We start from the raw sequence: 14,423 nt of genomic DNA, 5'->3' as shown, positions 1-14,423 counted from the left end.
TCGGCTAGATTTGCGGTATGGAAACAGCGCCGCTAGACAGTCAGGACGAGCTTACTGCTTTGCGCGCACTGGTCGCCGAACAGGCGGCGAAACTTGAGAGCCAGGAAGCCGAAGTCATCAAGCGTGACTCCATAATCGGGCTTCTTCGCGCGCAACTGGAGCTGCTACGACATCGGCAGCATGGCGCCTCTTCGGAAAAGATCGACAGGAAGATCGAGCAGTTCGAGCTGATGCTGGAGGAGATCGAGGCCTCCCGTGCCGAGGCTGAACTGCGCTCCGGGAAAACTCCTCTGCCGGAGTTGGAGGACGCATCCGAGAAGCCGAAGCGTAAACCTCTGCCCGATGGTCTCGCCACCGAAGAATTGGTCTATGCGGCTCCCTGCAATTGCCCGACCTGCGGTGGCACATCCTTCCTCAAGGCGCCAGACAGGGTGGTCCAGGTGCTCGAGCACGTGCCGGCGTCAGTCAAGATTGTCCGGCATGTCGAAAAGCGCATGATCTGCCGGGAATGCGACACGACGGTGGCTGGCGAGATGCCGACGTTGCCGATCGAGCGCGGCAAACCCGGGCCGGGACTGCTCGCCCATATCATGATCGCCAAATTCGACGATCACATCCCCCTCTACCGCCTGTCCGAGATGTACGACCGGTTAGGGATAGACATCTCCCGATCCGTGATGGCCGACTGGGTCGGCCGCGTATCCGCCTTGCTGACACCACTCGTCTTGTTGATCAGGGCCCATATCGCAGCACTCGACCGAATACATACGGACGATACCCCGGTCGATGTTCTCGACCCCGGACGGGGCAAGACAAAAACCGGCAGGGTCTGGGTCTACGTCTTCGACGGCAGTGGCTATCAATCCGCCGCTCCCGCAGCCATCGCCTATTACTATAGCCCTGACCGCAAGGGGGCGCATCCGGCTGACCACCTGGCAAGCTTCAGCGGCGTCATGCATGCCGACGGTTATGGGCGCTACAAAAAACTCTACGGCAACCAGATCGTTGAGGCCGCCTGCATGGCGCATGTGCGCCGCAAGTTCCATGATGTGATCAAGCTGAAGCCGTCACCGATCGCGGAGGAAGCGCTGTCGCGCATTGGAGCGCTCTACGATATCGAGAACCGGATCCGCGGCATGTCGGCCGCCGAGCGGCGTACCCTGCGCCAACACCATGCCCGGCCCGTTCTGGACGAGCTCAAGGGCTGGATTGAAGCCACGCTTTCTACGCTGCCACAAAAGCAGAAGCTGGCCGAGGCAATGCGATATGCGCTGTCGCGATGGGCCGCTTTGAGCGTCTACATCGATGATGGCCGGGTTGAAATCGACAACAACATCGCCGAAAGAGCCATGCGTCCGCTTGGAATTGGCCGGAAGAACTGGCTGTTTGCCGGCTCGGACAAGGGCGGCGAGCGCATCGCCAACATCCTGACCATCATCGAGACGGTCAAACTGCAAGGCCATAATCCGGAGATATACCTGACAGACGTCCTGACCCGGATCCAGGATCACCCTAAGGATCGACTTGAAGACCTGCTGCCTTGGCATTGGACGCCGGCAGAAGCTCGACAGGATGCCGCCGCCTGATGGCTCGCTCGCGGTTCATCTACACACTCAGCCAAGTCGCCGGCATGATCAGCGAGAACCTCGAACTGATCGAGGAAATCACCGCGAACTCGGACAACATCTCCGAAGGCGAACTGGTTTATGTCAGTGATGGCAGTGAGGATGGCACGAAGGGTCTGACCGAGAACGGAATCGAAGAGCTTCAAAGCCTACTTGCCGACATCAGAACGTGGGACGGCGGTATCCGCGAGTTCCTCATCGAGACACAATGCGATCCTGAAATAATCGACCGCATCATGGTCGATGAGATGAAACGCGGGCTATAGCCTCCATCTCTCCACATCCGGAAATGCGTTCGCCGGACGCTCACGTTCTTCCGTGAACCGTGAACGCTTCATCCGTCCGTCTCCTTGATGTGACGGACTCTACCAAATTCTGGAGGAAGTTCAGGGTCTCAAGTCATCTTGCTCATATAGGCTCCACTTTCTCAGAAGTTGGAGCCTCCGGCAAACCCGGTGCGGTTCATTCCCCTCGGCAGTTCATCAGGGCTAAATCAAACTAGCCGACATGTCCGGTGAAACGGGGTGCACTCCACAAACCGAGCCAGCTCTGATGCTTACATCCGCTGGTAAAACGAGAAGCGCATCAAGATATCGCTGGGCTCGCTAAGCCCGGTCAAATACCGTAAGAGCCTCGGCCTGAACTTTTGAAGCAGTCCAAGTTTTTGTCCGCACCCCCTCAAAATCATCGGGATCAGAGCAGAGCAGGTGTTGCTGCCGATTCACAACTTAATCCTGTATCGGAACATTATGATAAAAAACGTTGGAACTAAAAAAATCGAAGCTTTTGGTACTCCTCGTTGAAATAGCAAAACGAATGCCACAACGGAGTATCCATAAATTATAATATGCTTTATATTGCCGCCCTCCGTGGCGTTTCTCCATATCAAGCCAATTAAAAGCCCGATGGAGGCCATCGTAAAATAAGAAAAGTTAGCACCATATTCAAAGTATAAAACATGCGGAAATGACATATTGAGACCCCCAGTTAGAGAGCTGCCAATAAGTCCGGATATAATCTTGCCGGCAGTGTCGCTATACCATGGCAATATTGAGAGGAGATCTGTCCAGATAAATCCAGGGGCAGATCCCTCCGGTATATGTCTTGTAAGAATCTGTCCAATTCCGATTGGTTCGCGGAGATTGTAGTGAAGCTGAGCCAATACAGATGGAAGCTGGGTGTTAAATGCGCTAGCGGCTGCTTCCGCACTTAATAGCTCTTCTATTGAACTTCTCCGATAAATATTAACTAAGCCGAAGAAGCCGCCGGCAAGCGCCCCAAACGCGAGCATCCGCACAAGCGTAAGTTTAAGCTGCCCCGTCATTACGCTGGAGACTAGAAGCAATAGAGCAACCATTACCGGAAAATTTCGATATCCAGGGACGGCAATTAAAACGAGCAGTAAGAAGATAGACGTGATTTCCCATATCTTAAACCGAGCGCGTTGCGAAATGTTAGAGTAGATTAGCATGATTGGTACGCTCAAGAACTCCGCCAGAAAAGTGGCCTTGAAGGGCGCGTAGAATCGCATCTTTTGGTCGAAGAGTGGTATGCCAACCGAGGCGACTATCCAAAAGACCCCAATCAAGCCAGGCAACGCAGAAATGGCGATCTGAACTTTGGAGACTTCATTAACTTCAGCGCACTCGACCTTGACAACGTTACCGAACTTGGACGCAACACCGCCGCCCTCAGAAAGTAGTGCTCCCAGCCAAAATGCTAGAACGGAGAACGTCATGTAACTTAAGGTCTCTAGAGAGATCGTTCCTCGATATGTAGAAAAGTCGCCGGCTCCAAGAAGCACATAGCTACCTAACATCAACGGCATTAATGTGGATGGCCGAACAAAATCTCTGTCTGGCCTGCTGCCGGTTTCTTGGACACCGAGTTAAGGTGCTTCCAATGAAACTGGAGTGCATTAATGCAACGAAGGAAGTTCAGCCGCGAGTACAAGCTTGAGGCGGTGAGATTGGTTCGAGAGCGTGGGGTCGGCGTTGCGCAGGCATCCCGCGATCTGGATGTTCATGAGAATGTCCTGCGCAAGTGGGTCAGGGAATATGGTTCGGACCCAGCACAGGCGTTTCCTGGTCAGGGACAGATGAAGCCTGAGCAGCTTGAGATCGAGAGGCTTCGGAAAGAAGTGGCCAAGCTGAAGGCGGAGCGTGACATCTTAAAAAAGGCCGCCGCCTACTTTGCGAAGGACGTGATATGAAGTTCGCGTTCATTGCAAAGCACCGTTCGATCTGGCCGGTGGCATGGCTCTGCGAAGCGCTGGGTGTATCGCGTTCCGGCTTTCATGCCTGGTTAAACCGGTCTCCGAGCCAGCATGCCCGGTATGACGAGGCTCTGCTCGACAAGATCAAGGACAGCTTCAAGGATAGCGACCGCACCTATGGCGCGCGGCGTGTCTGGCACGACCTCCTCGCCGAAGGCCTCTCCTGTGGCCTGCATCGCGTCGAGCGTCTCATGCGGGAAAATGCATTGAGAGCAAGGCCGAGACGGCGTGGCTTGCCGAAAGACGACGGTGAGCGCCCTGTCATCATGCCGAATGTGCTAGACCGACAGTTCGCGGCAGCAAGACCGAACCAGAAGTGGGTGGCCGATTTTACCTATCTATGGACGGCTGAGGGCTGGCTCTATGTGGCCGTCGTCATCGACCTGTTCTCGCGACGTGTTGTTGGCTGGTCGATGAGCACCAATATGACAGCCCAGCTCGTTACAGATGCGTTGATCATGGCCATCTGGCGCAGAGGCAAGCCAGATGCGCTCCTCCACCATTCGGACCAGGGTAGCCAATACACAAGCGAGCAGTTCCAGCGTCTCATGGCCGACCACGGCATCACATGCTCGATGAGCCGATCCGGCAATGTCTGGGACAATGCCGCGATGGAAAGCTTCTTCTCATCACTCAAAACGGAAAGGACAGCTCGCAAGGTCTACAGGACCAGGGACGATGCAAAGGCGGACGTGTTCGATTACATCGAGCGCTTCTACAATCCAAAGCGTCGCCATTCGACACTGGGCTACCTCAGCCCTATGGAATTTGAAAACAAAGTGGGATTAGCCTAACTCGGTGTCCGAAAAACCGGCAGCAGGCCAGTCAGCCCATCCTTTTATAACCGATACTGAAACTACCGCAACTAGCGCCACCGTGCAAAATGTATAGGCGGTCAGAGATGCTGAGAGCAACCATACTAGGTAAGCTAGCGAGAGGATTATTGCCGGACTGGTTTGGGTGCTACGTCGCTGAGCCATAATGGTGGTCATTTAGCTACCTTTGACGCCATAACCCTCGCCGTGCCCCCCAAAAAGCTTGTCAATAGGCGCTTACCGGCGGGTTCGGCAAATTTCGCCACTACGTAGGAGAAAATTATCATGAAAGCGCCAGTTATGAAAGACAGAGTAGTATAAGAGAGAACGTGAACCGAATTACCTAAATGAAATATCAGCCAATATCCAAGCTCTTGGTGAATAAGGTACAACGGATAGCTCATTGCGCCGAGACGCCGTGCGATTTTCGCAAGACGCTTCCCTTTAATCTCGAAGAATGCGGCAATAAACAGAGAGATGCATATTAGAACTATGGCAATTGACTGCAGGATCGAGGCCCGTTCTCCGTCCAGCATGTCAATTGTCTCGAATTCGATATGCGTCTGGACTATCGTTAGAATTATCGCTGGGCCAATCAAAATTGCTGCAGATTTCGCTTCTGAGCGTATCTTCCATATATAGAACGTGGCGCCGATTATGAAATTGCCACTGTGGGGCGACATTACCAGAATCCGTAACATCTCGGAGTTCACTAAAAGAGACAGGTATGATGCGGACATCCACAATACAATCAGAAGCCTTAGTTTTTTTAATCCTCGCATAACGAGCATGATTGCGAAGACAACCAAATAGAATCTCATCTCAATCACAATCGACCAATAGGACCCGTCAACCATCTCCCCCCCTGCCAGCATAGGAAGCAAAAACGCGGATCTTAGGTAAGAAATGACCTCAGGCGCCGGTCGCGGACCTGGCCAAAAATATGTGCAAGCAAATGTGACCGTTGCACACACAACGAGAGCCGGCCACAGACGTGACACGCGCGCCGCGCCGAATTCATACGCCGTTCTCGACGTCGCAGACATTGCAATAACAAAACCGCTCAAGATAAAGAATGCAGACACGCCAAAACGTGCATAAAGCAAACCGCTAACGGGTTCAGCGCTGACAGGAAGTAAATTTGTGGCTGGTGCGTAATACAGATAATGATAGAACATCACGCCGGCAGCGAGAATGAAACGAAGTAATTCTAAACCTTCTATTTTCCCGCTATTACGCATCAGCATTCTTTCGATTTTCTATCCAGAACATCTAAACTTAGTTTCAACGCATTGGCTTGAGCGGTCCAGCGCACCTCACGGACTGATCTGAGTTGCACGGATCTGTTGGCCAGCAGACTTCGGGCCGATAGCGCCTCTTGCAGAGCCTGCGCGATTGACACCCCCGTATTATTGCAGAACAACGCTGCCTCTCCGAATAGATCGCGCAATATTTTTGTATCGCTTAAAACCATCGGCTTACCTGCGCCTACCGCTTCATTGGCAACAGAAAGCTGCACACCTTCCCTTGTCGTTAAGCCCAATACTACTGAACAAGTAGAAAGAAGACGGTTGAATTCGGCCGTGCTAATGTAGCTGGTCAGCTTTAGGTTGGGCGGAAGGCCTTCCTCAAAGCGCCAGGCTTGGGAGTACCTCCGATAATTACCGGTGAGTATGTATGTGATGTCAGGGCTCAGTTTCGCGGCATCAATTATTGCTTCAACCGGTTCATCGCTCTTGAAAGAACACGGGACCAGAACTTCTCGCGACGAATGATTAGCACTCTCCAGCAGGTTGACTTGTGCAGGTCGCGTCTCCAGCAAAACAAGCCTCTCGTCTCCTAAGCCAATATGACGCGTTGTCCGAGCAATTTCACTATTGTGGACGAGGACAGCATCGCCTCTTCTCAGCGCCCAAGAAAGGCCTGGGATCCTCACCCAAGGTTCATAAAACGTGCTGTTATGACAATCAAATACTATTCTGAATTTTCGCCGTGAATAAAAGCGATATGAAAGCAAAATATGAGGCAGAAATGTTGGCGGTGTTTGTATCCACACAACATCCGGATCACTCCGCTTTATATGCTCCAGAGTTTTGATCCATTGCGAGATATATGAAAATGGCTTTGTATATATAGATGAGCCTGTCGGTGGTACGTAAATCAGTTCGTACCCAAAGTAATCCTGCATAGATTCCGGGCGTCGCTGAAACTTCGTCCAAGCCAGATAAATTTGCTTCACTTCTTAACCCCTAGATACCGTAACCGCGCGTACGCAAGCGCACATGAAGAAGCCCAGCCAATAGTGAGGCCAGCAATCGCCGCTTGCACATTATTGCCATCGCGGAATGAATTGAATGTTAGAGCAGCTAGCAAGAGAACAAGTACCCTTAACAAAAAAACTGTTTTAGATTCACCTAAAATCAGCAGTCCGGTCTCACTAGGCTGAGCCATCATCATTGAAATTCCAACCGAAGCCCAAAGAATGACCGGCAGCATAAGATCCTCACCATGTTTTGGAAACAACAAGGAAGGGAGGACACCAGAAGTACCCAGAACTACCAGTACATAAGGCAGGCCAAGTCCGAGCAAGAAATAACGGCTAGAGCTGATCGACTTTGTTAAGCCGGGTAACCCCTCCTGAGACATGGCCCTCCTGGAGGCTGGCTTATCCACACTATCGACCGCTTGAATCAAGGCAATTATCGGAGTAATGAAAATACGAGCCGTCGCAAAAGTTGCCACATCTTGAATAGTCGAAACCAACCCCAGAATTAGAGCTGTTGCGTTGTTGTAGGCTGCATAGGGAAGATAAGACAGAAAGCTCCAGGTCGCGAATAACAATCTTTCTCGCTGGTTGGAGATTTTGTGGAAGCTTGAGTATTTATTCGCCAGCAATGTCGATGCAACTGCGCTGACAACTGCCGCTCCCGCCCAAGTCGCTATCGCCAGTTCAATTTCGGGCCTGAACGCGAGCGTATACGCCAGACCACAGAGTAGTGTAGCAGCGTAAACCACCGAGGCTGCTGCGGCTGAAAGAGGCCGGCGCTGCATGAAAAGCCGACGACGATTAAATTCGTTTAATAACATGCATGGACTAAGAATGGCGGACAGAATTAAAGCTTTCCGCCATACCCCCTCTTCAGCTATGAAAATCAAGGCAACCACAACAAGTAAAGTTGAAACCGAAACGCAATAGATCAAGTTCAGAAGAAGCCATGCAATATCTTCTCGCCCATCATGATTGTGTTCGGATAGCATCATGGGCAGGATTATTATTGAGCGCTGAATTCCCAGGATAACCAGAACCAAGCTTACGATCAGCGCGAACAGACCGAATTCAGTGGAATCAAAACTCCGCGCATAGAGCACCGACTGAGACAGGGCGACAACTGAAAATACACCCTGCTCGAAAATGGCCGCCAATCTATCCGATGATCTCAAAACGAGCAGCTTTCTAATTTGACGCATTTTGTCCGGAGCCGAAGTAAAGAGTTAGTTTTTCCGCTATTAATGCATAGCCGGCAGGACTAAAGTGCAGCATGTCTGAACTCAACAATTCGCACCTGGACCCTATACCAACAAGATATAGCAGCTTGGAAAAGGTCGTAGCTTGGCATGCTTCCAAGAATGCCTTATGCAAGTCTAAAGCAATTATCTTTTTGTCTGGCATCTCAGTGCGTATACCATAATTCACTTCCTCGATAATGCTCGCGTACTCTTCTAGTTCATCACCTCGCGGTGGAATTGTTAAGATAACGACGGTGGCATTTGGCCATAGTGTCCTTATCTCAACTAGGGTAATCCTTATTCCCTCAATAATTGCGCAAGATTTTTGGGAGGAAAGATTATTTGTTCCAGCAAGATATACAACGAAATTCGGCGAAACTTTTGTGAAGACATCGTCCTTAAGTCGCCAATTTACATTCTGAACGCGATCTGATCCGACTCCTGCATTATAAACGCTGATACCTTTGAATTGATTTTTCAAGTCGTTCGCAGGCCATTTTTGAATCAGTGAGTCTCCGACCAGCAATACATCTGGATTGGCATCCGCAAGAGTTTCCCTGATTTTTGCAGTTTGTTTTAATGAGTGAACATACTGGGGCGGCACGGGCGTCGTTGATAGGGCCACTTCAAATGGGTCACACTCCGACGCTAGAGCACTATTTCCATAGGCAAAAAATGACAGAAAAACAATTAGTTGAGGATAAAAGATACGGGATCTGCATTGCTTTGATTGACTTAGCGAAGCCAAAAACCTTGATAAATAGGACTTTACCATATCGCATTCACTCCTAGTTTTCGGTGGCTGTGGATGGGCTTCCCGCGCTCTACATATATTTATTCACAGCCACTACTTCTCCGCATTTGCAATTCAGTGACTCAGGAAACAAAGACTCTGTAAATCCGCTTCAGGTCTCTGATTTCTCACAGCGTGTTTGCTACGCGATATCAAATTAATATGAGTAATATTTAACGTCCATGATGCACATCATATCAAATATAGTTAACATTCGTCTGTTTGTCTGAAAGAATGCGTTTACAGGACTGCCTCTTTTTTCTCACGGAAGCTTTGGTCTAAGCAACGGGAAGGCGGAACAGCCACCCTTCTCAGCCGGACTTTCGTCATAGGTTAAAAGGCTTAAACATAGGTTAGATTCGGCATTATCTCGAAAGAGCAGCGACATTTGGGTACACGGCTGCAGCACCGTTAAATTTCTACAACCGATTTAATTCGGTTCAGCCAAGAGTGAAGCTAACTTGGCTACAAAAGCGGAACGACGGAATGCAGAGGCTGCAGAACTTGTAGGTATTAAGGTGGTTCGGCTCGCGAACTGAAGTAATTCGGTATCAGAATATGCGATGTAAATTCCTGGATGGTCTTTGAGCTGCTCACAGGTCGCAAGCTGGTGATCATTGCGGTGCTCACCGAAGCGTGCTTGGCGAGGGAATACAATAATAGGCTTTTCGTGTTTTTGAGCACCTAAAATCGTCCCTATACCCGCATGGCTTACCAGTACTCGCGCAGACCGGACCAACGCATCGTAGGCTATTGGTGCGATTGCTGTGTGAAAGGCGATGTTCTTTGGTTTGTACGAGGAAACACCGATCTGAGCAATCACGGGTTCGTCTAACTGCGGCGCAATATCGTCCATCGCTTTGATCAACCGGTCAAATGGCAGTTGTGTACCAACAGAAACGAGGATCACAGTACAGCTCCTACATATTTCGGACCATTCTCGCGGGCCAGGTGTTCCCATTGAGTAAATTGCTCATGCGCCAGATAGCCCGCAATTCTGCCGCTCATCGAAAGTTGTTCCGAATTGGCAACGCTTTCGATCCATATCGTCTTCGCCTTGAACAGTCTCCCGATCGCGATGGCAATTATTCCAGGTGCGGCTCCGGTGGTCACTATCACTTGCGGTCGAACCCTGGCGATGATCTTAAAGATCTTCCAGGCACTTACCACAGTTTGGAATGGTGTATTGCGATTGCAGTCCGGAACCAAAAGCGCGTCAGTAATGCTATTACGCTCGGCTAGGCCCGCCATGGTAGTCAGATAAGTGACATCATGTCCCTCGAAACTCCCGCTGAGGAGCATTAACTGCTCCCAATGGCCACCAGATGATGATACCGCAACAATCCGCTTCATTTGCCCACCAATAAGGCTGCATTCAGTTTATTCATCACCCATGCCCCACGCCATCATAAACAAAACCCTTGGCACGCACATCTTCCGCTTTGTAGATGTTTCTGAGATCAATTAGTACCGGAGAGGCCATCAGCGACTTGAGCTTGTCGAAATCCAGGTGCTGGAATTGCTTCCACTCGGTGATGATCACCAGAGCGTCGGCCCCTTCAGCAACGGAATCAACGTCGGACTTGTAATCCAGCTCCGGCATCATCTGGCGTGCAGCGGGTATGCCTTCCGGATCATATGCCTGCAGATGCGCTCCCTTGTCGAGTAGTGCCTGGACGATGGAGAGCGCTGGCGACTCTCGAATGTCATCGGTGTCCGGCTTGAAGGTGAGACCCAGAATGCCCACTGTCTTGCCGCGCAAATCACCGCCAACAGCGCGTTCGACCTTGCGGGCCATGGCGCGCTTGCGTGTTTCGTTGATGCCGACAATCGTTTCGATCAGGCGGATCGGGCTGTTATGGTCCTGGGCGGTCTTTACGAGTGCAAGTGTGTCCTTGGGAAAGCACGAGCCGCCGTAACCGGGGCCAGCATTTAGAAACTTCTGGCCAATGCGCGTGTCGAGCCCCATGCCGAGAGATACGTCTTGGACATTTGCCCCGACCTGCTCACAAAGATCAGCGATCTCGTTGATATATGCAAGCTTGAGAGCCAGGAAGGCATTCGCAGCATATTTTGTGAGTTCTGCCGTACGACGTGTCGTAAAAATGACGGGATGGCGTTGGGCATCAAGAGGCGCATAGACCGCTGCCATGACATCGCGGGCGCGAACGTCGTTCATGCCAACAACTACGCGGTCAGGTGCGATGAAATCGGCTATCGCCGCGCCTTCGCGCAGGAATTCCGGATTGGAGACGACAGCGACGTCAGCCTTCGGACTAGCCTCCGCAATGATTCGCTCCAGCTCATCGCCAGTGCCGACGGGGACTGTCGATTTCGTCACCAGAACGGTGAAGCCCCTAACGGCAGAGGCAATCTCGCGGGCGGCAGCATAGACATAGGTGAGATTGGCGTGGCCATCGCTTTTGCGCGAAGGGGTGCCGACCGCAATGAAGACCACGTCAGCTTCGGCCACCGGCTGGGCAAGATCAGTTGTAAAGGAAAGGCGACCGGAGGCCACATTTCGCGAAATCATCTCGTCCAGACCAGGCTCATAGATTGGCATCTCGCCACGATTGAGCCGGCCAATCTTGTCTTCTATCTTGTCGATACAAGTGACGTGATGGCCAAAATCGGAAAGGCAGACACCAGACACAAGGCCGACATAACCGGTACCGATAATTGCAATGCGCATAATCTATCCGTTTGTTGATGGCTGACTGCCAAGTGAATACTAATAAGTTGACCAAGCAGAAGCGCAGTTCCGCAACACGATTCGATCCAAGCCGCCTAGTCAGGGATCTCAAGGTCGAGCCACACCAAGCAATTCTATATTCAATACAATCTTCTGGCGATTCGTGCCGTTGCTCGCGAGGGATGATCCGTCTGGACTAGCAATAAGCGCACCTGATCATACCAGCCCGGTCACACGGCGATCATGATAGGCAGGCACCAAAACCGAGTCGGGGAGGCCCCTCGTCAGACATACCGATTGAGTGGCAACGCGGACCAAGCAGGGACACCTCACCCACCAATACGCTCCACGGCTGCGGGTGCGACGCAAAATTGAGCCGACACGGGTCACACGTGGATCCTACTCATTCGTCTGTTGGACGCCGAGGACATCACAACGATGGGTAAACACTTAGCGGTGCCTTTAGACGAGTATCGCATCGCATTCCTTACCCCAGCGCCGCAGCAGCAATAGCAATGCCACAACAGAAACGCCACCGTTGAAGTTTCGTTTGCCGCAAGGTGCTTCGATCTACGTGGGTTTACAGCGCCAAAGCAACTGCCTGTAACATCTGCGTCTCTACAGCCATTGCTTACATTATACGATACTTTTATCTGACAAACCATACGGCCCCCACCGCACTTCAATTATGTTCAACTCACTCTGTGGATTTTCTTAGGGAAAGGGCAGACTGTTGTCACCCGGTATGTTTACTGTTGGTTAATTTAACCAAGAAAATAACGCACCGCAACATCTCGCTAAGAGTTGGGCACGGAAAGCCTTGCAGCCTTTGACCTTGTCGGCGCCCGAACTTTCTGAGCCGCCGGATCAACTTGTGGAGTGCACCCCGTTTCACCGGACATGTCGGCTAGTTTGATTTAGCCCTGATGAATTGCCGACGGGAAGCCATCTTGAGCGCGGAATGGGGATGGATTTCATTGTAGATGCTATGGACGAGCCGCCTGGCTCATCCGCTTCATCGACAACGAGGAGGCCTCAGATGAATGACAACGCCAAGTCCAGTGTGCCAGTGTATGCAGCCATTGAGTTGAGCAAGTCCACATGGCTAGTTGCAGTGCTTTCTCCAAACTCAGATCGCGTGAAGCTTCGGCAGGTTCGAGGCGGCGATACCGCAGCGCTCGTCGGAATGCTGGAGCGTGAGCAAGTGAGCGCGGCCCAGGTGGATGGGTGCTCAGCTGAGATCGTGGTTTGCTTTGAGGCCGGGTATGACGGCTTTTGGTTAGCTCGGTTCTTGCGGAAGCGAGGCATACGCACGTCAGTACTCGACTCCACCAGCTTCTTGGTCAACAGGCGAAGCCGTAGGGCGAAGACCGACCGGCTAGACGCAGAGTCCATGTGTTGGTTTCCACGCGGAACTGAGCCGGTTTTGGAGTGAACCCCTCGGGTGGAGTGAACCCCTCGGGCTGGACCACGAGACCTGGAAAAACTGATACACTCTGCGGGCCTCAACCGGAGAAGGCTCATGAAGTCCCGAGGTCCATATCGCCGGCATTCGACGCCATTCAAATTACAGCTTTGTCAGGATATCCGAAACGGTGTTATCGGACGGCGCGACGCACAGCGCACCTACGGCGTTTCGGCAAACCTCATCCAGCTATGGCTGACGCAGTTCGATCGCGGCGAACTGAACAATGAGGAGGCTGAGGCCAGCGTCATTGCAGAGTACGAGGCCCAAATTGCGGCGCTCGAACGCAAGGTCGGCCAGCTCACCATGGAGCTGGACCTGGTGAAAAAAACTCCGCGCCAAGCGATCGCTGGCGACAGCGGGAGCTCCTCCATCATCACCGGCCCCCGGTCTGCTCTGTCAGACGGGGGTGCAAAATGATCGATCTCCCCAGGAGCACTTACTATTACCGATCGGCGGCAAAAGCTTTAAATCTCAGCGACAGCCAGCTCGTTGCAATCATCGAGGATATCCAGGATGAGCTGCCTTGCTACGGATATCGACGCGTCACGCACGAGCTCCAGAGGCGAGGTCACCTCGTCAACCACAAGCGGGTCGCCCGCGTCTTGCGGGCCAATGGCCTGGGGATCAAGCCTTGCAAGCGGTATGTTCGCACGACGGATAGCAACCACGATTCGCCGATCTACCCAAACCTCTATCGCAATGTGATCCCGGCGCGACCCGATATGGTCTGGGTGGCAGACTTCACGTACATCCGCATCGCCGTCGGCTTCTGCTATCTTGCCGTCATTCTCGACGCTTGCAGCCGGAAAGTCGTCGGCTATGGCCTATCGAAACGCCTGGATACGCCGCTGGCGCTGGCCGCACTACATTCGGCCATCGAGAACAGAAAGCCTCAGCCTGGCTGCATTCACCACACGGATCGCGGATGCCAATACGCAAGTGAGACCTATCGACGAGCGCTCGATGCGGCAGGCCTACAGGGATCCATGAGCGCCGTTGGCAACCCTTATCACAATGCGCAGGCCGAGAGCTTCATGAAGACTCTGAAAGTAGAGGACATCTATCCAGCCGGGTATGAAACCTTCGCGGACGTCGCCGAGCGATTGCCCAGGTTCATCGAAGAAGTCTACAATGCCAAGCGGCTGCACTCGGCCCTTGGCTACATGTCGCCAACAGAATTTGAAACCCAACTCGCCCAGCAGGCGGCTTAGTTTGAAGCGCCTCGTGGTCCAGCCCGAGGGGTTCACT

At 52.2% G+C, this 14,423-nt stretch carries 13 protein-coding genes and 1 pseudogene; 6 read left to right on the top strand and 8 right to left on the bottom strand.

The features are described 5' to 3' along the window. The first annotated feature begins 17 nt into the window (after positions 1–17). From tnpC to D4A92_RS22700, 3 genes and pseudogenes are all read left to right on the top strand, one after another. The gene (gene tnpC / locus D4A92_RS22710; protein WP_203020862.1) at positions 18–1,586 is read left to right on the top strand and encodes an IS66 family transposase; all 1,569 of its coding nucleotides are present in this window, start codon (positions 18–20) and stop codon (positions 1,584–1,586) included. Continuing rightward, positions 1,586–1,891 (top strand): hypothetical protein, encoded by a 306-nt coding sequence (locus D4A92_RS25300; protein WP_348649900.1) that lies wholly within the window; start codon positions 1,586–1,588, stop codon positions 1,889–1,891. Before tnpC ends, D4A92_RS25300 begins: the two co-directional genes overlap by 1 nt. A gap of 285 nt (positions 1,892–2,176) precedes the next feature. Beyond that, positions 2,177–2,275 (top strand): annotated as a pseudogene (locus tag D4A92_RS22700) (IS3 family transposase); the annotation flags it as partial. Between the two features lie 71 nt (positions 2,276–2,346). On the opposite strand, the gene D4A92_RS22695 reads toward D4A92_RS22700, so the two are convergent. Then, the gene (locus D4A92_RS22695; RefSeq protein ID WP_246754161.1) at positions 2,347–3,363 is read right to left on the bottom strand and encodes a hypothetical protein; all 1,017 of its coding nucleotides are present in this window, start codon (positions 3,361–3,363) and stop codon (positions 2,347–2,349) included. Between the two features lie 183 nt (positions 3,364–3,546). Between D4A92_RS22695 and D4A92_RS22690 the strand changes: the two genes are divergently transcribed. After that, positions 3,547–4,694, top strand: a protein-coding gene (locus D4A92_RS22690) for an IS3 family transposase (protein ID WP_203016721.1) whose coding sequence is annotated in 2 segments (ribosomal slippage) — positions 3,547–3,793 and positions 3,793–4,694 — 1,149 coding nt in all. Because the reading frame shifts where the segments join, the coding sequence is not laid out codon by codon here. 194 nt (positions 4,695–4,888) lie between these two features. Here D4A92_RS22690 and D4A92_RS22685 read toward each other — a convergent pair. The 7 genes from D4A92_RS22685 to D4A92_RS22655 form a co-directional block, all read right to left on the bottom strand. Then, positions 4,889–5,962 (bottom strand): acyltransferase family protein, encoded by a 1,074-nt coding sequence (locus tag D4A92_RS22685; RefSeq protein ID WP_203020858.1) that lies wholly within the window; start codon positions 5,960–5,962, stop codon positions 4,889–4,891. Next, positions 5,956–6,954: a glycosyltransferase gene (locus D4A92_RS22680; protein ID WP_203020856.1), complete on the bottom strand. Its 999-nt coding sequence runs from the start codon at positions 6,952–6,954 to the stop codon at positions 5,956–5,958. Before D4A92_RS22680 ends, D4A92_RS22685 begins: the two co-directional genes overlap by 7 nt. After that, a complete protein-coding gene (locus D4A92_RS22675) occupies positions 6,951–8,138 on the bottom strand; it encodes a hypothetical protein (protein WP_203020854.1) in 1,188 nt (395 codons plus the stop codon). Before D4A92_RS22675 ends, D4A92_RS22680 begins: the two co-directional genes overlap by 4 nt. 31 nt (positions 8,139–8,169) lie before the next feature. After that, the gene (locus tag D4A92_RS22670) at positions 8,170–8,997 is read right to left on the bottom strand and encodes an SGNH/GDSL hydrolase family protein (RefSeq protein ID WP_203020852.1); all 828 of its coding nucleotides are present in this window, start codon (positions 8,995–8,997) and stop codon (positions 8,170–8,172) included. A 448-nt stretch (positions 8,998–9,445) separates the two neighbouring features. Continuing rightward, the gene (locus D4A92_RS22665) at positions 9,446–9,925 is read right to left on the bottom strand and encodes a glycosyltransferase (RefSeq protein ID WP_203020850.1); all 480 of its coding nucleotides are present in this window, start codon (positions 9,923–9,925) and stop codon (positions 9,446–9,448) included. Further along, positions 9,922–10,368, bottom strand: coding sequence for a glucuronosyltransferase (locus D4A92_RS22660; RefSeq protein WP_203020848.1), 447 nt, complete (start codon positions 10,366–10,368; stop codon positions 9,922–9,924). Before D4A92_RS22660 ends, D4A92_RS22665 begins: the two co-directional genes overlap by 4 nt. Before the next feature lie 34 nt (positions 10,369–10,402). Then, positions 10,403–11,707: a UDP-glucose dehydrogenase family protein gene (locus D4A92_RS22655; protein WP_203020846.1), complete on the bottom strand. Its 1,305-nt coding sequence runs from the start codon at positions 11,705–11,707 to the stop codon at positions 10,403–10,405. 1,522 nt (positions 11,708–13,229) lie between these two features. On the opposite strand from D4A92_RS22655, the gene D4A92_RS22650 reads away from it, so the two are divergent. Together D4A92_RS22650 and D4A92_RS22645 are read left to right on the top strand one after the other, a co-directional pair. Further along, positions 13,230–13,592, top strand: coding sequence for a transposase (locus D4A92_RS22650; protein ID WP_203020844.1), 363 nt, complete (start codon positions 13,230–13,232; stop codon positions 13,590–13,592). Then, positions 13,589–14,386, top strand: a complete 798-nt coding sequence (locus D4A92_RS22645; protein WP_203020842.1) for an IS3 family transposase — start codon at positions 13,589–13,591, stop codon at positions 14,384–14,386. Before D4A92_RS22650 ends, D4A92_RS22645 begins: the two co-directional genes overlap by 4 nt. The last annotated feature ends 37 nt before the right edge of the window (positions 14,387–14,423 follow it).

The organism is Rhizobium rosettiformans (assembly GCF_016806065.1).
Taxonomy (GTDB): Bacteria; Pseudomonadota; Alphaproteobacteria; order Rhizobiales; family Rhizobiaceae; genus Allorhizobium.
Note: the sequence above shows the minus strand (reverse complement) of the source record. Positions and strands in the feature narration are given on the sequence as shown.